Annotated in this window: 20 protein-coding genes; 14 read left to right on the top strand and 6 right to left on the bottom strand. The window is 42.0% G+C overall.

The window, feature by feature from the left end; all coding sequences use genetic code 11:
• Positions 1-63: 63 nt before the first annotated feature.
• The 7 genes from EES38_RS00820 (at position 64) to EES38_RS00790 (ending at position 8,006) form a co-directional block, all read left to right on the top strand.
• Positions 64-1,929: a DEAD/DEAH box helicase gene (locus EES38_RS00820; RefSeq protein WP_124935273.1), complete on the top strand. Its 1,866-nt coding sequence runs from the start codon at positions 64-66 to the stop codon at positions 1,927-1,929.
• A gap of 336 nt (positions 1,930-2,265) precedes the next feature.
• Positions 2,266-4,194, top strand: a complete 1,929-nt coding sequence (thrS, locus tag EES38_RS00815; RefSeq protein ID WP_124935272.1) for a threonine--tRNA ligase — start codon at positions 2,266-2,268, stop codon at positions 4,192-4,194.
• Positions 4,195-4,197: 3 nt separating this feature from the next.
• A complete protein-coding gene (gene infC / locus EES38_RS00810) occupies positions 4,198-4,749 on the top strand; it encodes a translation initiation factor IF-3 (RefSeq protein WP_124935271.1) in 552 nt (183 codons plus the stop codon).
• Positions 4,750-4,850: 101 nt separating this feature from the next.
• Positions 4,851-5,045, top strand: coding sequence for a 50S ribosomal protein L35 (gene rpmI / locus EES38_RS00805; protein WP_124935270.1), 195 nt, complete (start codon positions 4,851-4,853; stop codon positions 5,043-5,045).
• A gap of 41 nt (positions 5,046-5,086) precedes the next feature.
• Positions 5,087-5,440, top strand: coding sequence for a 50S ribosomal protein L20 (gene rplT / locus EES38_RS00800; protein ID WP_009841742.1), 354 nt, complete (start codon positions 5,087-5,089; stop codon positions 5,438-5,440).
• Between the two features lie 217 nt (positions 5,441-5,657).
• Positions 5,658-6,581 (top strand): zinc dependent phospholipase C family protein, encoded by a 924-nt coding sequence (locus EES38_RS00795; protein WP_124935269.1) that lies wholly within the window; start codon positions 5,658-5,660, stop codon positions 6,579-6,581.
• Between the two features lie 189 nt (positions 6,582-6,770).
• Entirely contained in the window at positions 6,771-8,006 is a 1,236-nt protein-coding gene (locus tag EES38_RS00790; protein WP_124935268.1) for a sugar efflux transporter, read from the top strand.
• Here EES38_RS00790 and EES38_RS00785 read toward each other — a convergent pair.
• On the bottom strand, positions 8,003-8,893 hold the full coding sequence (locus EES38_RS00785; protein ID WP_124935267.1) for a LysR family transcriptional regulator: 891 nt from the start codon (positions 8,891-8,893) through the stop codon (positions 8,003-8,005). The two genes, EES38_RS00790 and EES38_RS00785, sit on opposite strands and share 4 nt — an antisense overlap.
• Before the next feature lie 108 nt (positions 8,894-9,001).
• Between EES38_RS00785 and EES38_RS00780 the strand changes: the two genes are divergently transcribed.
• The 4 genes from EES38_RS00780 (at position 9,002) to EES38_RS00765 (ending at position 12,755) form a co-directional block, all read left to right on the top strand.
• Positions 9,002-9,787 (top strand): SDR family NAD(P)-dependent oxidoreductase, encoded by a 786-nt coding sequence (locus tag EES38_RS00780; protein ID WP_124935266.1) that lies wholly within the window; start codon positions 9,002-9,004, stop codon positions 9,785-9,787.
• Positions 9,788-9,853: 66 nt separating this feature from the next.
• Positions 9,854-11,266 (top strand): DHA2 family efflux MFS transporter permease subunit, encoded by a 1,413-nt coding sequence (locus EES38_RS00775; protein WP_166434182.1) that lies wholly within the window; start codon positions 9,854-9,856, stop codon positions 11,264-11,266.
• 282 nt (positions 11,267-11,548) lie between these two features.
• Positions 11,549-12,091 carry a GNAT family N-acetyltransferase gene (locus EES38_RS00770; protein ID WP_124935264.1) on the top strand — a complete coding sequence of 181 codons (543 nt, stop codon included), beginning with the start codon at positions 11,549-11,551 and terminating at the stop codon, positions 12,089-12,091.
• 64 nt (positions 12,092-12,155) lie between these two features.
• Positions 12,156-12,755, top strand: coding sequence for a beta-phosphoglucomutase family hydrolase (locus EES38_RS00765; RefSeq protein ID WP_124935263.1), 600 nt, complete (start codon positions 12,156-12,158; stop codon positions 12,753-12,755).
• A 46-nt stretch (positions 12,756-12,801) separates the two neighbouring features.
• On the opposite strand, the gene bamJ is transcribed toward EES38_RS00765, so the two are convergent.
• The gene (gene bamJ, locus EES38_RS00760; RefSeq protein ID WP_124935262.1) at positions 12,802-13,278 is read right to left on the bottom strand and encodes a BamJ family beta-barrel-assembly machinery protein; all 477 of its coding nucleotides are present in this window, start codon (positions 13,276-13,278) and stop codon (positions 12,802-12,804) included.
• 163 nt (positions 13,279-13,441) lie between these two features.
• On the opposite strand from bamJ, the gene EES38_RS00755 reads away from it, so the two are divergent.
• Complete coding sequence (locus EES38_RS00755) at positions 13,442-14,089, top strand: OmpA family protein (protein ID WP_124935261.1); 648 nt, start codon at positions 13,442-13,444, stop codon at positions 14,087-14,089.
• 60 nt (positions 14,090-14,149) lie between these two features.
• Here the strand turns inward: EES38_RS00755 and tkt are convergent, their stop codons facing one another.
• Entirely contained in the window at positions 14,150-16,141 is a 1,992-nt protein-coding gene (tkt, locus tag EES38_RS00750; RefSeq protein WP_124935260.1) for a transketolase, read from the bottom strand.
• A 74-nt stretch (positions 16,142-16,215) separates the two neighbouring features.
• Complete coding sequence (gene tal, locus EES38_RS00745) at positions 16,216-17,166, bottom strand: transaldolase (RefSeq protein ID WP_124935259.1); 951 nt, start codon at positions 17,164-17,166, stop codon at positions 16,216-16,218.
• 420 nt (positions 17,167-17,586) lie between these two features.
• On the opposite strand from tal, the gene EES38_RS00740 reads away from it, so the two are divergent.
• Positions 17,587-18,594: a sugar-binding transcriptional regulator gene (locus tag EES38_RS00740; RefSeq protein WP_124935258.1), complete on the top strand. Its 1,008-nt coding sequence runs from the start codon at positions 17,587-17,589 to the stop codon at positions 18,592-18,594.
• A 32-nt stretch (positions 18,595-18,626) separates the two neighbouring features.
• Here the strand turns inward: EES38_RS00740 and EES38_RS00735 are convergent, their stop codons facing one another.
• The gene (locus EES38_RS00735; protein WP_124935257.1) at positions 18,627-19,454 is read right to left on the bottom strand and encodes a sulfurtransferase; all 828 of its coding nucleotides are present in this window, start codon (positions 19,452-19,454) and stop codon (positions 18,627-18,629) included.
• Between the two features lie 218 nt (positions 19,455-19,672).
• Here EES38_RS00735 and folE point away from each other — a divergent pair, with 218 nt between their 5' ends.
• Positions 19,673-20,326, top strand: a complete 654-nt coding sequence (folE, locus tag EES38_RS00730; RefSeq protein WP_124935256.1) for a GTP cyclohydrolase I FolE — start codon at positions 19,673-19,675, stop codon at positions 20,324-20,326.
• Positions 20,327-20,397: 71 nt separating this feature from the next.
• Here folE and eat read toward each other — a convergent pair whose 3' ends face one another.
• Entirely contained in the window at positions 20,398-21,786 is a 1,389-nt protein-coding gene (gene eat, locus EES38_RS00725) for an ethanolamine permease (protein WP_124935255.1), read from the bottom strand.
• Positions 21,787-21,802: the final 16 nt, after the last annotated feature.

The following is a 21,802-nucleotide window of genomic DNA, read 5'->3' as shown; positions in this document are numbered from 1 at the left end:
AGATTGGAAGTGGTAAAGCGCGTGGGACCATCGTTAAACAACTATTAGTAAAATGGGAATCCCATGCAAGAAAATGTAATTCAATTTAATGAATTAGCCCTTAACGAATCTATTCTTTCTGCTTTAGAAGGTATGGGTTTCGTGTCTCCAACACCAATCCAGGCAGCTGCCATTCCTTTCTTGTTAGAAGGTCGTGATGCTTTAGGTAAAGCACAGACTGGTACAGGTAAGACTGCAGCATTCTCTCTGCCGCTTCTTAATAAACTGAATTTAAAACAACATAAGCCTCAAGCTATTGTTATGGCTCCTACTCGTGAGCTTGCGATTCAGGTTGCTGCAGAAATTAAAAATCTGGGACAAAACATCCATGGCTTAAAAGTATTAGAGATCTACGGTGGTGCTTCTATCGTCGATCAAATGCGCGCGCTCAAATCAGGTGCACACATTGTTGTTGGTACTCCTGGTCGTGTTAAAGATCTTATCACTCGCGATCGCCTTCAACTAGATGAATGTCATACGTTCGTATTAGATGAAGCTGACGAGATGTTGAAAATGGGCTTTGTCGATGATGTTACATGGATCATGGAACAGGCTCCAGAAACAGCGCAACGTGTTCTTTTCTCGGCGACAATGCCACCAATGGTTAAAGATATTGTTGACCGTTTCTTACGTAATCCAGCACGTATTGACGTTGCCGGTTCAAACCAGACTGTCGAGAAAGTTGAACAGCAGTTTTGGGTCGTAAAAGGCGTAGAAAAAGACGAAGCTATGATGCGTATTCTTGAAACTGAAGAAACAGATGCGTCAATCGTTTTTGTTCGCACACGTCAGGATACTGAACGTCTAGCAGATTGGTTAAGTGCTCGTGGATTCAAAGCATCTGCGCTACACGGAGATATTCCTCAGTCTTTGCGTGAAAGAACCGTTGATCATATCAAAGAAGGTGTGATTGATATTCTGGTTGCGACTGACGTTGTTGCTCGTGGTCTTGATGTGCCACGTATTACTCACGTATTTAACTACGATATTCCGTTTGATGTTGAATCATACATTCACCGTATCGGTCGTACTGGTCGTGCAGGACGTAAAGGTAAAGCGATTCTTTTAGTAAGAACGAACCAATTACGTATGCTTCGTACTATCGAACGTGTGACTCGCTCTTCTATGGAAGAGATTCAGCTTCCAATGCGTGACCAAGTTGCTGAAGCTCGTTTAGTTAAACTGGGTCAAGAGCTAGAGTCTGAAAAAGAGCATAAAGCGTTAGAGAAATTCTCAGAATTAGTGGAGAAGCTTCAATCGTCGCTTGAAATTGATGCGAGTACACTAGCCGCTATTCTTCTGAAACGCCAACAAGGTAAACGTCCGTTGTTCTACGTAGGCGATGACCCAATGATCGCAGAACTAGAACGCGATAAGCAGCGTCGTCGTGAACGTCGCGATAATGGTGGTCGTCGTGAGTCTAACAACCAAGATTGGGATACTTACCAACTTCAGGTTGGTCGTGAGCAAGGTGTTCAGGTTAAAGATATCGTTGGTGCACTTGCGAACGAACTAGGCTTAACAAAAGGTGCTATCGGTGCGATTAAACTTGCCCCCGAGCATACTTTTGTACAGCTACCAAAAACAATGTCTAGTGATGTTACTCGTAAACTGAGCAAACTACGTATCCGCCAAAAAGAAGTCGGTGCTGTCGTTTGTGATTTCGATGATTTCCGTGAATCCCGTGGTGGACGTCGTGATGGCGGTCGTCGCGATGGAGCCCGTAGAGAAGGTGGACGTCGTGAAGGTGGTCGTAGTTTCCGTAGCGAAGGTAACGGCAGCTCTCGCAACGGTGAACGTCGCTTCGATAGAAATCGTGGTGGTGATAGTCGCGGTGCTCATCGTGGAGAGCGTGGGCATAGTCGTCCAGCTCGTCGCGCAGACGCGTAAGTAGAAAGCTTTATCTTATAGCTCAGCCCACACGAATGTGTGGGCTTTTTATTTAAAAGTGCGAAGAGCGTTTGGTCTCAAAGACTTGTTGGTGTATACTGCGCTTCTGTACTTATAAAGTATGTTTTTGCTCTCAACGAGTGAGTGTTTTTGGTCTTATTAAACGTTTGTCGTTTCCTATTCACTCTGGTGTTTCTGGTCTTTTTGCATCCGTATTTGCATAAAGAAAGTAACCTTCGAGCAAAGTATGTAGTCTGTCTTTGTGATTTCAAACGACAGTAAATTTTTTAAATGCATGTGTTGCTTGGTGTGCAACACCACTGTAAAGGATATATCATGCCTATTATTACTCTTCCTGACGGTAGTCAACGTCCATTCGAAAATCCTGTTTCTGTTCTAGAAGTCGCTCAGTCAATCGGTCCTGGTTTAGCTAAGGCAACGATCGCTGGTCGTGTTGATGGACAACGTGTCGATGCATGCGATGTGATTGAGAACGATGCAAGTCTAGAAATTATCACGAATAAAGATGATGTTGACGGATTAGAAATTGTACGCCACTCATGTGCGCACTTACTTGGTCATGCTCTTAAGCAGCTTTATCCTGAAGCGAAAATGGCAATCGGTCCAACGATCGACAGCGGCTTCTATTATGATATCGATTTAGAGCACTCATTGACTCAAGAAGACATTGAAAAAGTCGAAGCTCGTATGTTAGAGCTAGCAAAAACGAAATACAGTGTCGTTAAGAAAAAAGTAAGCTGGCAGGAAGCTCGAGATACATTTGAATCTCGAGGTGAACCATACAAAATTGAAATCCTTGACGAAAACGTCTCTCGTGATGACCGTCCTGGGTTATATCATCACGAAGAATACATTGATATGTGTCGTGGTCCTCATGTGCCTAACATGGGCTTCTGTCAGCATTTCAAACTATTAAATGTTGCTGGCGCATATTGGCGTGGTAATAGCGACAACAAAATGCTGCAGCGTATTTACGGCACTGCATTCCACGATAAAAAGGCGCTGAAAGCGCATTTGACTCGCTTGGAAGAAGCCGCTAAACGTGATCACCGTAAAATCGGTAAGCAGTTGGATTTATTCCACATGCAGCAAGAAGCACCAGGTATGGTGTTCTGGCATCACAATGGTTGGTCTATCTTCCGTGACCTTGAGGTATTTGTACGTCAAAAACTGACTGAATACGACTATCAGGAAGTGAAAGGTCCATTGATGATGGATCGTGTACTTTGGGAACGTTCTGGTCACTGGGACAAGTACTCAGATGCAATGTTTACAACTAGCTCTGAAAACCGTGATTACGCTATCAAACCAATGAACTGTCCAGGTCACGTACAAATATTTAACCAAGGGCTGAAATCTTATCGTGATTTGCCACTACGTATGGCTGAATTTGGCTCTTGTCACCGTAATGAGCCATCAGGTTCGTTGCATGGTTTGATGCGAGTTCGTGGTTTTACTCAGGATGATGCACATATTTTCTGTACTGATGATCAAATTCAGGACGAAGTAACATCTTGCATCAAAATGGTTTACGATACTTACCAGACATTCGGTTTCGAAAATATTGTTGTTAAACTTTCTACTCGCCCTGAAAAGCGCGTTGGTAGTGATGAAATCTGGGACAAATCTGAAGAGGCACTTAAACTCTCCCTACAAAACATGGGTATCGAATACGATATTCAGGAAGGTGAGGGGGCTTTCTACGGTCCTAAGATTGAGTTCACGCTGCATGACTGTTTGGATCGTGCATGGCAGTGTGGTACTGTTCAATTAGACTTTAATTTGCCGAACCGTTTGGGTGCAACTTACGTTGGTGAAAACAATGAACGTTTAGTTCCGGTAATGATTCACCGTGCTATTTTAGGTTCTTTAGAACGTTTTATCGGTATTCTTATCGAAGAATATGCTGGCTTCTTCCCAACATGGTTGGCTCCAGAGCAAGCAGTTATTCTGAATATTACTGATAAACAGGCTGATTACGCTCAAGAAATTGCTCAAAAACTACAAAAAAGTGGTATCAGAGCAAAAGCGGACTTGAGAAATGAGAAAATTGGCTTTAAAATCCGCGAACATACTTTGAAACGTGTTCCGTACATGCTCGTATGTGGCGACCAAGAAATGGAAGCTGGCGAAATTGCAGTACGTACACGAAAGGGTAAAGACCTAGGTAAATTTAAATTGGATGATTTCATTACTCATATCCAAACCGAAGTGTCTTGCCGTAAACTCAATCTGGAGGAATAAACTATTAAAGGTGGAAGACGCGGCCAAGTACCGGCCAAACAAAACCCGCACCGTATTAACACTGAAATTCGCGGTGTACGTGAAGTTCGTTTATCAGGCGCTGAAGGCGAAGAGTCCCGCATCGTTTCATTTAATGAAGCGCTAGACATTGCAGAAGAAGCTGGAATGGATCTAGTGGAGATCAGCCCGAACGCTGAACCACCTGTCTGTCGAGTGATGGACTACGGTAAATTCCTCTTTGAGAAGAGTAAAGCTGCTAAAGAGCAGAAGAAGAAGCAAAAACAGGTCCAGATTAAGGAACTTAAATTCCGTCCTGGGACTGACATCGGAGACTATCAGGTAAAACTACGCAACCTGTTGAGTTTCCTTGAAGAAGGCAACAAAGTGAAGGTAACAGTTCGCTTCCGTGGCCGAGAAATGGCACACCAAGACATCGGTGTTGATGTTCTCAATCGCTTGAAAGAAGACACTGCTGATGTGGCAGTTGTTGAGTCTTTCCCTAGTCGTATTGAAGGACGTCAGATGATCATGGTTCTTGCCCCTAAGAAGAAGTAATTAACGGCTTGCAAGTAATATAGCCCTGCCATTTAACGGTGGGGTTTTATTCGCCCTAATTACATTGTATTAACATTGATAACAATGCGGAGTTATTCATCATGCCTAAGATGAAAAACAATAAAGGTGCTGCTAAGCGTTTTAAGAAAACAGCTGGTGGTATTAAAGTTAAGCACGCGACTAAACGTCACATCCTGACTAAGCGTACTACTAAGAACAAGCGTCAGCTACGTCCAAACTCTCTACTTCCAAAATGTGAAGTAGCAGCAGTTGCACGTATGTTGCCATACGCATAATTCTTTTTAGTTTTTAATTCGTTTAGTTTAGGAGAAGCATAATGCCTCGCGTAAAACGTGGTGTACAAGCTCGTGCACGTCATAAGAAAGTTCTAAAGCAAGCTAAAGGTTACTACGGTGCTCGTTCACGCGTATATCGTGTAGCGTTCCAAGCAGTAACTAAAGCTGGTCAATACGCATACCGTGACCGTCGTGCGAAGAAACGTCAATTCCGTCAACTATGGATTGCACGTATCAACGCAGCGTCTCGTCAGAATGGTCTATCTTACAGCCGTTTCATCAACGGTCTTAAGAAAGCATCTATCGAGATCGATCGTAAGATCCTTGCAGACATCGCAGTATTCGACAAATCAGCATTCGCTGTTCTAGTTGAAAAAGCGAAAGCAGCTCTGTAATAGCGCTTATCGAAGTAATTTCTAAAGGAGAGCTTAGCTCTCCTTTTTTATTGCTGAAACATTTATCGCTCGCTTTCTCAAATAAATCGCACTCGAAGTAATATGAGATGTATTTTATATGAGACTCGCGTCTTATTTTCATTTAAGCCGTATCTTCTCTTTCCTATCTGTGCCTACTATTAATAATTATTTCTAATTTTAGGTTAGGTATTCACCTATGCCGGGTACTTTTGCATATATTGCTGCGTTACACCTTGCAACTGAGCCATCGAAATTAGCTGGACTGGGCTCTATGCCCAATGAGGCAAAAAAGATACTGTCAACGTATTCGAGATATGCTGAGTTGGGTGCATTAAGTCCTGATTATCCATACTTGATATTTGGTGATAGAGAACAAAATCGCTGGGCTGAACTCATGCATAGCGAAAAAGTGGGTGAACTGATTCGATCGTTTATTTTCCATATATCATCTGCGTCAACGAGTGAAAAAAACCGTTGCTTTGCTTGGTTAGCTGGGTATGTATCCCATGTCATAACTGACATCACGATTCATCCCGTGATTGAACGTCGTGTTGGACGTTACTCAGAAAATAAACTTAACTATAGGATGTGTGAAATACACCAAGATACTCATCTACAGCACTATTTAGGGCTGGAAGAATCTGAATTTTTACAACGGATAAAGACAGATATTGTCTCCTGTCACGAAGACAAAAATCCCCACTTAGCGGATGATGCTATACGCAATTTTTGGTCGATGGCGTTGACTGAAGTGTATAGCGGATATTCAGCGAAATCTTTACCTAATATTAATTTATGGCATAAAACGTTCGTCTCTAAGATGGATGAATTCTATTCTCTTGTAACAGATTTTCCTTTAGCTCATCACGCCGTAAAAAAATATGGGATAATACCTCCTGATAAATCCGAGCTAGATGGTTCATTTCTTACCGAATTGAAAACGCCTTTGGGTGTTATGCATTACGACGAGATTTTTAATCGCACGGTAGATAACATTCAATATTACTTAACTGAACTAGCAAAAGTCATTTTTAGCGAAGGTGATGATCAGATCTTTTTAAATTGGAATCTAGCGACTGGTCGTTGTCCTGATGGGACATATACCGCCTGGCAAATGTAGTTTTCTACATACGCTCGAAATATTGGTTTAGTCGTTTCAAACGCTCTCAACTCTTCATTATATAAATCTCATTGACTATAGCAGCGAATTTCGTTTTACTACGCGAAGCGCAAGCATTTCTCAGGGGACTGATAACAAACTTATCAGCCGTCTTGTCTATCAGCACTTTTTCTTATCCGGTAGCATTCAATGAACACAACGCTCAAACCATCAAGATTTGCTTTTTTTAAAGGTGAATCGGGACTCTATTTTGGTATCAATGGTCTTACTGCTTTGGCGTTTTCATTCATCATTCCCGTCATGAGTTTATTCTTAATCGAAGAGCTTCATATCGAACCGGGTTATATCGGTTTTTATACGGTTGGTACGGCTCTCAGCACCATGCTGATCAGTCAGGTGATGGGGGCGTTATCTGACAAAGGTGTGAGTGGTAAATATTTATATCTGGTCACCTCTGCGGCACTTGTCTTTGGCGCTTTGTCCTTCGCTCTACTTCAAGAATTTTGGCAGGCGATGCTAGTTGGGATCGTATTTATGTCATTTGGTGCTTCTTCGATTCCTGTTTTGTTGGCAATGATTAGACATTATGCGGAACGTTCAGGCAAAAATAGTACAAAGATTAACTCTCAGATGCGTTCGTCTGTGTCCTTGCTTTGGATTGTTGGTCCTGCATTAGCATTCGCCTCTGTTGACCAATTTGGTGCCAGAACCAATTTTATAATGGCGGCCTTTATTGCATTCTGTGTTTTTATGTTGGCGTATATCAAATTGCCAGTCATGAAAAGAGAGCCGGCAATTGAAACCGACAATAATGTAGGCCATAAAAAGAAGGCGCCATTGCCCGGTAAAGTGTGGTTCTTAGGTGTGGCGATATTTTTTGCTAGCGTATCGAACAGTACCTATATTAACGCGATGCCGCTGTATCTAACGAAAGAGCTCGGATTTGATCTTTCGTTACCAGGTGTATTGTTGGGTTTAACTGCAGCATTGGAAATACCGGTGATGTTAATTGCTGCTAGCTGGTCACAAAAGTTCGGCAAAGTGCAACTCATGATCATGAGCTTTATATCAGCGATGATTTTCTATGCAGGAATTCAGTTTGCTCATACCGTAACAACGTTCTTAGCACTACAGCTTTTCAATGGTTTGTTCTTCGGTATATTTGTTGGGCTTGGTGTTACTGTTATGCAGGATTTCGCTCCTAAAACGATTGGCAAAGTCTCTGCTTTCTACACTAATACTATGTCAATCGGAACAATGTGCGGCACTTCGATGATGGGCGTAATAGCTCAATACTACAATTATAAAGCAGCTCTATTCTCATCACTTATTACGGTATTTATATCATTCGTATTGTTTTGTGCATTCTATTTTTATTCGAAACACCATAATCCAATCGATCTTGCAAAGGAAGCTAGTCTCTAATGATGAGACTGTTCTTCAAAATGCGCTTTTAGGTAGTCGACAAAGACCCTTACACGAGGAGCGAGTTCTGTTTGCTTCATAAAGACCGCGTGAATCGGAGCCGCGGCTTGGGTCAACTCCGGTAGCAATTGGACTAAACTCCCTCGTTCCAAATCTTCCATCACATCTGAAAAAGATTTAAGAGCGATACCTAGACCATTAATAGCGAGGATATGGGCAGTTTCACCATCATTACAGCTGTATTTGCCATGGATATGGACGTTGTGACTATCGAAGCGCCAAATCGTATTACGATTATCCCCGAGTACGATGCAGTTGTGGTTTTCAAGCTCCTCAAGACTCTTTGGCTGTCCAAAGCGAGAAATGTAATGTGGGGACGCACACAGAACACGCTTATTATTCATCAATCGACTTGCGACCAGTCTAGAGTCTGCTAATTCGCCGATACGTATAGCGACATCGATATTTTCAGAGACAATATCAAGTACATCATCCGTCAGTCGCACAACGATATCGATATCTGGATATTCTTCGCAGAACTTGGGAATTAAATTAGCGAGATAACGCCGTCCGATACTGTAAGACGCTGTAATTTTTAGTTCACCTGAAATGATCGCACTTCTTTTTAATAGAGCTTCTTCTGCGTTATTTAATTCGTTGATGATACGGCTCGCGTAATCATAGAGGAGTATTCCATCATCTGTGATAGAGAGCTTTCTTGTGTTGCGATAGACAAGTTGAACACCAACTCGACTTTCCAAATTTGCCAACCGCTTACTTGCCGCTGCAAGGGAAATATCAAGAGCACTCGCTGCGAGAGTTAGACTGCCTAACGAAACGACTTTTTCAAATACCTGTAAGCCTAGCAAATCATCTATACGTTTCATTGTTAACCAAACCGAAAATCTGACTTTTATTTCTCTCCATTTAATCAACAAAGAACTGCATTTACAATTTAATTGTTAAATTGTGTGCATATTCGATAAGGAGAAGACATGAAACTTGATCTAACAGGTAAAACAGCTTTAGTAACAGCCTCAACGGGCGGGATCGGATTCGCGATCGTTAGAGGACTACTGGATTGTGGATCCAATGTTATCATCACAGGAAGAAGTGATTCATCGGTCGAACATGCCAAAGCAGCGCTATTCAGAGAGTTTCCTGACGCAAATATTTCCGCAGTCATAGCGGACTTCTCAAGTGAATCTGGCTGTACTTCCGTTATTAATCAGGTCAAAGACGTAGACATATTGGTGAATAATGCGGGAATTTACGGCCCCCAAGATTTCTATGAAACTGACGATGAAAAATGGAATGAGTTTTGGGAAACCAATGTAATGTCCGGCGTGAAACTCGCGAGAGCGTTTACACCTCAAATGGTGGAGAAAAAGTGGGGGAGAGTCGTATTTATATCCTCTGAATCCGCGAGAAACATTCCTGCTGACATGATTCACTATGGCGTCTCAAAAACAGCGCAGTTGTCGTTATCACGCGGATTAGCAAAGCGTCTTGCAGGTACAGGCGTCACTGTAAATGCGGTCCTTCCCGGACCTACCCTATCTAGCGGATTCAAAGATATGTTTCCCGACTTAAATGGCGATGAGCTATTGGCAGCGGCGAAAGACTTTGTCATGACACAGCGACCAAGCTCAGTGATTCAAAGAGCTGCATCAACGGATGAGGTCGCCAATATGGTTGTCTATGTTTGCTCTCCTTTATCATCGGCTACATCAGGTGCGGCATTAAGGGTCGATGGTGGTGTGGTAGACGATATCGTTTAGGTTTGCCTAGAAAAAATAATAACAAAACTTAAATAATAATTTATTCCTGATAAAAGGATGTATCCAATGACTCTAAGCGAAGATCAAGTAAGGCGAATTACCTCTACTCTCATTGTTGCTGCGGCGCTATTTATGGAAATGATTGATTCAACAGTCATTACTACTGCGTTGCCTGCGATAGGTGAATCTTTCAATACCGCAGCAGCGAACTTGTCTGTTAGTGTGTCATCCTACTTGGTTGCGCTAACAATTTTTATTCCGCTCAGTGGTTGGTTGGCAGAGAAATACGGTGCTAAACGACTGTTTTGTTTGGCAATCGTTATTTTTTCATTTTCGTCCTACCTGTGTTCCATCAGTGTGGATGTGACAACATTTACACTCTCGAGAATTCTACAAGGTATTGGTGGGGCAATGATGGTGCCTGTGGGGAGATACATTGTTTTTCGCGAAACCCCTAAGGAAGGGCTAGTTACTGCCGTGGCATTACTCACATGGCCAGCTTTATTCGCGCCTGTTTTAGGCCCTGTCACGGGCGGTTGGATAACAGAAAATTGGGGGTGGACATGGATCTTTATCATTAACATCCCAATTGGTATTGTAGTCTTCCTCGCCGCCGTATTTATATTGCCTGATGTTAAGCGTACGCCAGATCTTCGTTTCGATACGCTAGGGTTTATTCTTACTGCTCTTGGTTTTGGCGGTATCATGGCGGGGGTTGAGTTAATGAATGGTACGTCAGGTGACTATCTCTTACCAGGGCTACTCGTCACGTTGGGCATTGTTATAAGTATTATTGCTATTCGTTACTTAAAGAACGCCCAGAATCCTCTTTTTACGCTAGAGCCATTTAAAATACATACATTTAAAACGTCTTCGCTATCTGGATCTGTTTTTGGTGTTGCTTTATCTACGGTGCCGTTTTTGTTTCCTCTGGAAATGCAGTTAGCACTTGGCTACGGTGCGACGGAATCAGGGGCGATGCTACTATGGCTTTTCTTAGGAAACCTGTTTATGAAACCGTTGACGACTTGGGTGATGAATCAGTTTGGTTTTAGACGAATACTGCTAATAAATGGGTGTCTTATTGCGCTAAGCTTTATTGGATTGTCATTATTAACCAGTGAAACACCGAAACTATTAATTGGTGTCCTACTGTTTGTTTCAGGGATGTGTCGTTCTATGCAATTCACGGCATTCAACACATTAGGCATGTCAGATGTACCTAATGAACAGATGAAAGACGCCTCAATGATATCGTCGATCGTGAGTCAGATGAATATTGGTGTAGGTATTGCTGTGGCTTCTTTGATACTTGGGTTAGTCGTTCAATTTAGTGGTTCTACGTTAACTGATTTGAGTGTGGCAAACTTTGCGACAACGTATCTAGTGGTTGCCGTATTTACCTTGTTAGCACTACTTGATATTCGAACATTAACATCCGAGTCTGGTGATTCAGTATTACATCATAAGCATGGGTAATTTCTACTAGCCGAAATGAGAAAAGGCCTGCCTCAGTGGCAGGCTTTTTGCTATTTAATGTAATACTGACCAGTCTTTTATATGAATTGTTTCCTTTGAGACAGAATGTTTGTTTGCTATTCGACATACAGAGCAGTGTAAAAACAAATATCTTGTCGAATTTTATGGTTGGTTATCAAATAAATTTGAATAAAATGTAATTGGAATGTTATCCTATTCGGTGCTCCAATAGTGGTATAAAATTTGAGCATTAACCTAACAGGAAGTTAGAAGGGCTGTATTATGGAAATTAGATTAGCAGAATATAACGATTATCAAAAAATTGCAGAATTGCATGCTAGTAGCTGGCAAGAGAATTATCAAAACGTAATGGATGCCAGTTATCTTGAAAACGATGTCTTAGAAGATCGTCAGCTAATTTGGCAAACTCGTCTTATTAACCCACCAATGAACCAGCACGTCGTTGTTCTTGAAGATAATGGCGTTATATGCGGTTTCGCTTGTGCATTTGGTAATCATGACTTTGAAAAGGGCTCGATTATCGAGTCGTTACATGTTGCTAAAGAGTTTCAGGGGAAAGGACTTGGAAGAGTACTTATCAAGGCTATCGTAGAGTGGATCGAGCACTTTTTCCCCGATAGTGGCGTCTATATTGAAGTCATGGCTAAAAACACTCAGGCAATTGAGTTTTATGATGATTTAGGCGGTTCACATCTCAGTGACCGTGTTTGGCATTCTCCTTGTGGCATTGATATCAATGAGTGGGTTTACACTTGGGAAACACCAAAGGCGATTCTCAGTGCTGTTGATACTGTTGCTGCATAACATACTAGGATTCATATCTAATCTTATATATGCTAAACGATAAGTGTTGTTACAAGAGGTACTTATGGCTATCGATTTAGCTCAATATAAAGGACTAATTTTTGATATGGATGGAACGTTGGTCGATTCAATGCCCGCCCATATTGAATCTTGGCGTGTTGCTGCAGAACATTTTGGTTTCCCTTATATACCTGAATGGTTTCATGCAAGGGGGGGGAAACCAAGTGGCAAAATTGCTCTCGAACTGAATGAGCTTTACGGTCTTTCATTAGTTCCAGAGGAAGTTTCTGATTATAAACAGCAGGCATTTCGACATTTAGAATTTGAAAATGGGCGAATTGAAGAGACATGCTCAATTCTATTTGCCAACGTTGGTTATAAGAAGATAGCTGTGGGTACTGGAAGTAAAAAAGAAAATGCCCTAATGCTGCTTGAACAAAATGATTTGTTGAATAGCCTCGATGCTATCGTTACCGCAAATGACGTTGAGCTACATAAGCCCCATCCACAAACATTCCTCAAAGCGTGTGAGCTTATTGGACTTCGACCAGAAGAATGTGTGGTCTTTGAAGATACAGCTCTTGGTATGCAGGCTGCTCATGCTGGTGGTATGGATTGTATATTAGTGACTGATAGTGGTTTGAAACTTTATCCAGCTAGTTAAACTATAAAGGCACTTGCTAGGTGCCTTTAAATTATGTGGCTGCTGATTATTTTATTTCGAGCAACTCTATCTCAAAAATCAGTAATGCACCTGGGGGTATTGAGCCTATAGGTCTTTTCCCGTAGGCAAGTTCATTTGGTACGTATAGACGAATTTTCTCACCTTCTACCATGGCCTGCACGCCTTGTTGCCAACCTTTAATCACCTGCTTCAAGCGAAATTCAATTGGCTTGTTTCGTTGGACTGAACTGTCAAATACCTTACCGTTAAGTAGCGTTCCATGGTAATGCACTTTCACTTTATTATTCAATGTGGGAGAGATAGTCCCTGTGCCAGCTTGTAGCACTTCGTATTGGAGACCAGTCTTTGTGGTGATGACTTCTTCACGTTGGCCATTTTCCTTCAGAAACTTTTCTCCCTCTTCGATAAATTGTTTAGCTCGTTTAGTATTGCGAATATTTCGCATAAAAAAGAGGCCAGCAATAACGAACAGAATCGCAATCAATATGTAGTTATTATCCATATAGGTACCTATTATCTAAGACTGAACCATTTCACTAAAAACAGCTTACGAAATCAAATCTTCCTTATTGAATTAAGCGTTTATCGATGAATTAACGTTTATTTTGGTAAAGAATTTGTAACTCTGCCGATAAACTTATAAGCCGATTCTTCGAGAGTACACTATGAAATACCTGATTTTCGTTTTAATTTTTGCGCTATCTGGGTGTGGTAGTCTACTAACTAACCAATACTTCAATAGTAAGAAGTTATTAGATACAGCGCCGAAGGAAAGTGGTGACGTCATGTATCCCGAGTGGGGAGAAGGTGAGAATGTCACTGAAACAGACAGTTTAGTGCAGTCTGTGCAAACTCAACCTCAGTCGTCGCCTAAGAGACAAATAGATTACTCAACCCTGGGTACCTTGACTCAATATCTTTCAGCACAAAATATTGAATACGAGGTATTACAAGGTAACTTTCCGGTCGTGCGTATAAAACGAATCATACGGTTTGATACGGGTTCTGATAAAGTATCTTATGATAGTCGGGCGTGGATTTATAAAATCAGCGATTTTCTTTCGGGTAAAAATAATATTGAAGTTATCGTAGATGGCCATGCAGACAACACTGGCGGAGATGGATTAAACGATAATTTATCGAGACGCCGCGCTATCGCGGTAAAAGCACTATTGGTTGATGCCCCCAATGTTTATACGAATTCTATCTATACACGTGGTTTTTCGAGTGCTGTTCCTTTGTGTGGAACAAGTAATACTAAGAGCAGTTCGTGTAACCGGCGAGTTGAAATTTTCTTCATCGTCACATCTTAAAAGATAACTCAATAGAAACGCTCGCCTTAGGCGAGCGTTTTTTTAACATGACGAGAGAGGTTAGATAATCTCGTTAGCGGTTTTCACTACGTTTTCAACACTAAAGCCGAAGAGTTTGAATAGTTCACCAGCTGGCGCAGATTCACCAAAGCTTGTCATCCCAATCACTTTGCCACCGAAACCGACGTATTTATACCAGTAATCGGCAATACCTGCTTCAATAGCAATTCTTGCTGTTACGTTAGAAGGTAATACGGACTCGCGGTACGCGTCATCTTGTTTATCAAAGATATCGGTAGCTGGCATTGATACAACACGTACCTGTTTACCCGCTTTGGTTAGTTCATCAGCAGCATTCACGGCAAGTTCTACTTCAGAGCCTGTCGCTATCAGAATAAGCTCAGGTGCACTCTCTGAGTCTTTAATGATATAACCACCTTTAGCTATATTCGCCAATTGCTCATCTGTTCTTGGTTGTTGAGCAAGATTCTGACGAGAGAAGATGAGAGCACTAGGGCCGTCCTGGCGTTCGATAGCCATCTTCCATGCAACAGCAGACTCAACTTGGTCACATGGACGCCATGTACTTATGTTAGGTGTTAGTCTTAATGATGCCATCTGCTCAACAGGTTGGTGTGTCGGGCCATCTTCACCCAAACCTATAGAGTCATGGGTATAAACCTGAATGTTACGTACCTTCATCAAGGCTGCCATACGCATAGCATTACGCGCATATTCCATAAACATCAGGAAGGTTGCACCGTACGGAATGAATCCACCGTGTAAAGCAATACCATTAATTATGGCAGTCATACCGAATTCACGTACGCCATAGTGGATATAGTTACCTGATGCATCTTCTGCGGTAAGAGATTTTGAACCTGACCACATAGTAAGATTAGAAGGCGCTAAGTCAGCCGAACCACCCATAAATTCAGGCAATAATTTACCGAAGGCTTCCAAAGCATTTTGAGAGGCTTTACGAGAGGCAATGTTAGCTGGATTTGCTTGAAGATTAGCAATGATTTTAGCCGTTTCTTGCTCCCAGTTTGCGGGTAATTCGCCATTCACACGACGCTCATATTCGGCTGCTAATTCTGGGTAAGCTGCTTTATACTGAGCAAACTTCTCGTTCCAAGCTGCTTCTTTCGCTGCGCCTGCTTCTTTGGCATCCCACTCTGCATAGACATCTGCAGGGACTTCAAATGGTCCGTATTCCCAACCAAGTGCCTTCTTAGTTGCGACGATTTCATCAGCGCCTAGTGGAGCACCGTGTGAGTCGTGAGAACCTGCTTTGTTTGGTGAACCGAAACCGATAACGGTTTTAGTACAAATAAGAGTAGGGCGAGAGGTATCTTGTTTTGCTTCGTTTATCGCTGCATCGATCGCAGTTGCGTCATGGCCGTCAACTGAGCGGATAACCTGCCAACCATAAGCCTCAAAACGCTTAGGTGTGTCATCGCTAAACCAGCCTTCAACTTCACCGTCGATAGAAATACCATTGTCATCCCAAAAGACTATCAGCTTTCCTAAGCCTAGTGTGCCAGCTAATGAAGATACTTCGTGTGAAATACCTTCCATCATGCAGCCGTCACCCATAAACGCATAGGTAAAGTGATCTACGATATCATGACCATCTTTATTAAATTGAGCGGCAAGAGATTTTTCAGCTAATGCCATACCAACTGCATTAGATAAGCCTTGTCCAAGAGGACCTGTTGTTGTCTCAATTCCGGCAGTGTAGCCATACTCTGGGTGACCAGGCGTTTTTGAATGAAGTTGGCGGAATTGTTTTAACTCTTCGATAGGAAGATCATAGCCAGTTAGGTGTAGTAGAGAGTAAATCAGCATTGAACCATGCCCGTTTGAAAGCACGAAACGGTCTCTGTCTGACCATTTAGGGTTCTGTGGGTTATGGTTTAGATGTGAGCGCCAAAGTACTTCAGCAATGTCAGCCATACCCATAGGTGCTCCTGGGTGGCCAGAATTGGCTTTTTGTACGCCGTCCATACTTAATGCGCGTACTGCATTAGCAAGATGTTTACGATTCATAATTGGGTTCCGATCTGTTTCGATTTTGTTGTAAAAACAAATGGGAGCTCTCGCTCCCATTATCTATATTCTTGTTATAGTTTTGCTTTAATCATTTCTTCTAATTTGCCTTGGTCCGCAGCGAAGTTTCGGATACCTTCAGCTAATTTTTCTACTGCCATCGCATCAGAGTTGTGTTCCCACAAAAACTCAGAATGTGTCATCAGGGTAGGAGCAGATTTAATATCCGTTGTTGGTGTCAGTTTGGCTTCGAGTACACCATCTGCATCTTCTAACTGTTGCAGTAGCTGAGGGCTGATAGTTAGGCGGTCACAACCTGCAAGCTCGATAATTTCACCGATGTTACGGAAGCTTGCACCCATCACGATTGTTTTATAACCGTGCTCTTTATAGTAGTTGTAGATACGTGTTACTGAATGAACACCTGGATCTTCTGATGGCTCGAATTCTTTACCTTCTTTGGCTTTGTACCAGTCCATAATACGACCCACGAAAGGAGAGATAAGGAATGCGCCAGCTTCAGCACATGCACGAGCCTGAGCGAATGAGAACAACAGAGTTAGGTTACAGTTGATGCCTTCTTTCTCTAATACTTCTGCAGCACGGATACCTTCCCAAGTTGATGCTATCTTAATAAGGATACGATCATTGGTAATGCCCGCATCGTTGTACATCTTGATCAGCTTGTGTGCTTTTTCGATGGTTTTTTCTGTGTCAAAAGAGAGGCGAGCATCAACTTCAGTTGAAATGCGTCCTGGAATGCTCTTTAGAATTTCTTTACCGATAGTGACCGCCAGCATGTCGCCAGTATCTTCTAGTTGTTGTGCTTTGTCGTCACTTTGAGATTTTGCCCATGCAACCGCTTCATCAATGAATTTAGCATACTCTGGAATCTGTGCTGCTTTGAGGATCAATGATGGGTTTGTCGTTGCATCTTCCGGTTGGTATTTTTTGATTGCGTCGATTTCGCCTGTATCTGCAACTACTGTCGTTAATTTACGTAGTTGCGCTAATTTAGTACTCATATTCGATCATCCTATTTCGTTGGGCATTTGTTCTAAGTCTAATATATCGCTCAGTATTCGTTTGCCTAATTTCTGAACAATTGATGCATACTCTAACAGATGCAAACTCATGAAAATGAGCATATGTTCACATTGTGAGTATTTGATGCCTAGATAATTAACTCATTCAAAAAAAATGTCAATCGGAACTCTCTATAACTACAATAGAGACTGTCTATATCACAAAAATTTCACTAAACAGTCGTATTTTGGGTGAGTTTTACGCTTTAATAGTCGAAAGCAACGTTTAAATTGTTATTGAACATTTGTATCCTTGTTGAGCAAATGGTGCTACCGTAAATGAAAAATACATATGTTAAGTCAATGAGCATTAGTTCTTGATAAGCTACTTTACGTTTATGTAATTAAGATGGTCCCGATATGAATACAATCAGCCAAGATATCTCAATTGAAGATACCAACCTGTTGACGGAAATTTCTGTTGCTTATTACCAGGATGGAGCGACTCAGGAAGAAATATCAAAAAAATTTGCGATTTCCCGTGCGAAAGTTGGGCGTTTGTTAAAGCAGGCTAGAGATGAGGGCGTTGTTGAAATTACGGTCAAATACCATCCTGTCTTTAGTGCTAAGGTTGAGCAACGGTTGATGGAGCGCTTCAACATCAAGCGAGCACTGATCGCGCTAGATCAGCCTAATGAGGAACTTCAGAGACAGCAAGTTGCCAGTCTGGTGGCCAACTATCTATCTAACTCACTTAAGAACGGTATGGTTGTGGCAATAGGCCAAGGGCGTAATGTTTCCTCTGTTGCGCATCACAATGGCGTTATTACTCAGCGTGACGTTAAGTTTGTGTGTAGTATCGGGGGCATTCACCCTCGAGGCGGACAGTTTAATGCTGACCATATCTGTAGGCAGTTTGCAAAAAAATATGGCGGGACCTCTGAGACATTGTATGCCCCTGCATACGCGGTTAACCGTGAGCAGAAGTTAGCCTTCATGCAAAATGAAACAGTGAAGCAAACGTTAGATCTTGCAAGAAAAGCTGACGTTGCTTTAGTGGGTATCGGTGATATGAGTGAAAACAGCTATATGGTCGATTTAGGTTGGTTCACTCCACAAGAAGTTGTTCAGTCTAGGCTCCAAAACGGAGTTGTCGGTGATTTTGCCGGATACGATTTTTTTGATATCCAAGGACGAATAGCAAACACAGTAATGAGTGATCGCATCATTGGTCTGGGTATCGAAGAATTTAAGCCCATCTCTGAGGTGATTGCTATTGCATCGGAAAACAGTAAACCGTTAGCGTTACTGGGCTCATTGAGAACTGGAGCGGTAGACGTATTAGCGACTAGCGTAAGTAATGCCTTGACGATTTTAAACCTAGATGAACAAATGACTTACCGTCAAGGGACAATGACGAGCGTTTAAAAAAGATAAACACTCGTCATTAAGACTCATAATTATTCAATGGGACGACTTGTATCTTTTCCCCATTCGGCCCAGGAACCGTCATAAACTTTGATATCTTCGTAACCGACACAGCTAGCCGCTAATGCAAGGATACATGCAGTTACACCTGATCCGCAGCTGAAAATAACTTCGCTGGTTTTGTCTGGAATTACTTGATTAAAAATAGACTCCAGTTGATCCATTTGTTTTAGTTTCCCATCATCAATAACGTCTGCAAACGGAAGGCAGACAGCAGCTGGAATGTGACCTCGACGAACACCTTCTCGAGGCTCAGGTAGCTTACCCAAAAAACGGTCTAACGCTCTAGCATCAACAGTTGTACTATTTGACAAAGTAATTTTCTCTTCAACGTAATCTGCGTTTACAAAAGAGTTGGGAATCATAACACCCGAAAAATTCCCCAGATTTTCTTTAGATTGATAGACAGTATCTAATGGATATCCAGAACACTTCCATGCAGACAGTCCACCATTGAGCACATAGACATTGTCACACCCCATCGTTTTAAACATCCACCAGGCTCTAGGTGACGCGTAAGTACCACTGTTGTCATAGACGATAATTGTATCGTCATTATTAATCCCCAAAGCTTGGACACGTTCATTAAAATAGCTTTGTTTAGGGAACATATGTGGTAGTGCGGAGGTTTGATCACAGATATCTTTATCGTAGTCAAAACGAATCGCTCCAGGGATGGTGTGTTCTTTGTCTTTCTCTTTCTCGGCCGGAATTTGAAAATCAATACTACAATCCAAAATTACGATATTTGGTTCGGTAAGGTGTTGATATAACCAGTCAACTTCTTTTATAGGTAGCATGAGGTCACTCTCTAATTTTTATGTTTTAACTATATTAGAGCACTATCTTATCGCTATTCAACTAAGACACGGTAAGTTAACAGTCTAATTTTCATTACTTGGGCTAAAGAACGAATTAATTCCCATTTAAAAATGTGGATGTAATTATTCTAATTTGCGAGTATCCTTGTCGACCATCCGTTCAGGATGCATGTTAATTCCAAGAGGTAAAGTGAGTCATGTCAGGTTTAAGCGAGTCAGCAGTATTAGTTAAAAATGCTCTCGAAAGTCGTGGTTTGGAAACTCCAATGAAACCAAACGACATCAGTCAACAAGAGAAGAAAGAAAAGATCGAACACCACATGCGTGAGATCCTAAATTTACTCGGGCTGGACTTGACCGATGATAGCTTAGAAGAAACGCCTCATCGCATAGCTAAAATGTATGTTGACGAAGTTTTCTCTGGATTGGATTATCGTAATTTTCCTAAGATTACGGTTATCGAAAACAAAATGAATGTCAGCGAAATGGTACGTGTGAAAGACATTACTGTTACAAGTACTTGTGAACACCATTTAGTGACTATCGATGGCAAAGCCGCTGTTGCGTATATTCCACGCGGTAAAATCATTGGCCTATCTAAAATAAACAGAATTGTTCGCTTTTTTGCTCAGCGTCCGCAAGTTCAGGAGCGCATGACACAGCAAATACTCGTGGCATTGCAAACGTTGCTTGAGTCTGATGATGTTGCGGTAACGATTGATGCTACGCACTACTGCGTCAAATCTCGTGGTGTTATGGATGCAACGAGCGAAACAACAACGACAGCATTGGGTGGTATCTTTAAATCGAATCCATCGACTCGTTCTGAATTTCTGTCCGGGCTGAAATAGCTTTTCTGCGATATAGAAATAGAAAAAGGACATCAAAAGATGTCCTTTTTAGTTTTTATAACAAAGTGAAACTAGTTATTAGTTTGCGCTTGAAGCATTTCATTACCTTCCTGTACTTCCTTTTCGTTGTGAGTTGCTTTGAAGTAAATGAAACCCAGAACGAATAGTACTGCGAAGATAACAGCAATTAGGAAGTTATAGTAAACCATTGCAACCAAAGCTAGTACAGCAAGAGCTAATGCTACAGCTGGAGCAAATGGGTACATTGGAGCCATAAATGGACGCTCAAGATTTGGCTCAGAACGACGAAGTTTGAATAATGACAGCATCGAAACAATGTACATCACGATTGCGCCAAATACAGCCATAGTTACTATGTTTGCTGTTAGAGGTTGACCACCAATAACAATCAAGTTGTCAGAGAAGATTGCCGCAATACCAACAACACCGCCAGCCAAGATAGCCCAGTGTGGAGTCTGGTAACGAGAGTTAACTGCTGCAAGTGATTTTGGTAGGAAGCCTGCACGAGCTAGGGCAAAAATCTGACGAGAATAGCCCATGATAATACCGTGGAAAGACGCGATCAAACCAAATAGGCCTAACCAAACTAACATATGTAACCAACCACTAGAGTTACCAACAATCATTTTCATGGCTTGAGGTAGTGGATCGTTGATATTTGCAAGTGTACGCCAATCGCCCGCACCGCCAGCAAAGAACATAACACCAACAGCTAGAACAACAAGCGTTAGAATACCAGCAATGAATGCAACAGGAATTGTACGTTTTGGATCTTTTGCCTCTTCTGCGGCCATTGATGCGCCTTCGATAGCAAGGAAGAACCAAATCGCGAATGGAATAGCGGCAAAGATACCTGAAATAGCAGCTCCAGAAAATTCATCACTACCAGCCCAACCATTAGCGGCAAAGTTCTCCATAGAGAAGCCTGGAGAGACAACACCCATAAATACCAGTAGTTCGACGATTGCTAAAATGGTTACGAAAAGTTCGAAAGTAGCAGCAACACTAACGCCGACAAGATTTAGACCCATAAACACAATGTACGCAACGACTGCAACTAGCTTAGGATCCAATGTAGGGAATTGCACATTTAGATACGCACCGATTGCCATTGCAATTGCTGGTGGAGCAAAAACGAATTCAACCAAGGTTGCGAAACCAGCGATGTATCCACCCGTAGGCCCAAATGCACGATAAGCATAGGCAAATGGTCCACCTGCGTGGGGAATTGATGTTGATAGTTCAGTGAAACTGAAGATAAAAGCAGTGTACATAGTTGCGATTATTGCAGTGGTAATAAGGAAGCCAAGAGTACCGGCCTGCGCCCAACCATAGCTCCAACCAAAATATTCACCGGATATTACCAAACCAACGGCGATACCCCATAAATGAAATTTTCCAAGGGTCCTTTTCAGGCCTGGTTTGTTTTCATTTTCCATACTACTTTCCTCTATT

Source organism: Vibrio viridaestus, assembly GCF_003856525.1.
Lineage (GTDB): Bacteria > Pseudomonadota > Gammaproteobacteria > Enterobacterales > Vibrionaceae > Vibrio > Vibrio viridaestus.
The sequence above is the reverse complement of the archived record's forward strand: the minus strand, read 5'-3'. Positions and strand labels throughout refer to the sequence as shown.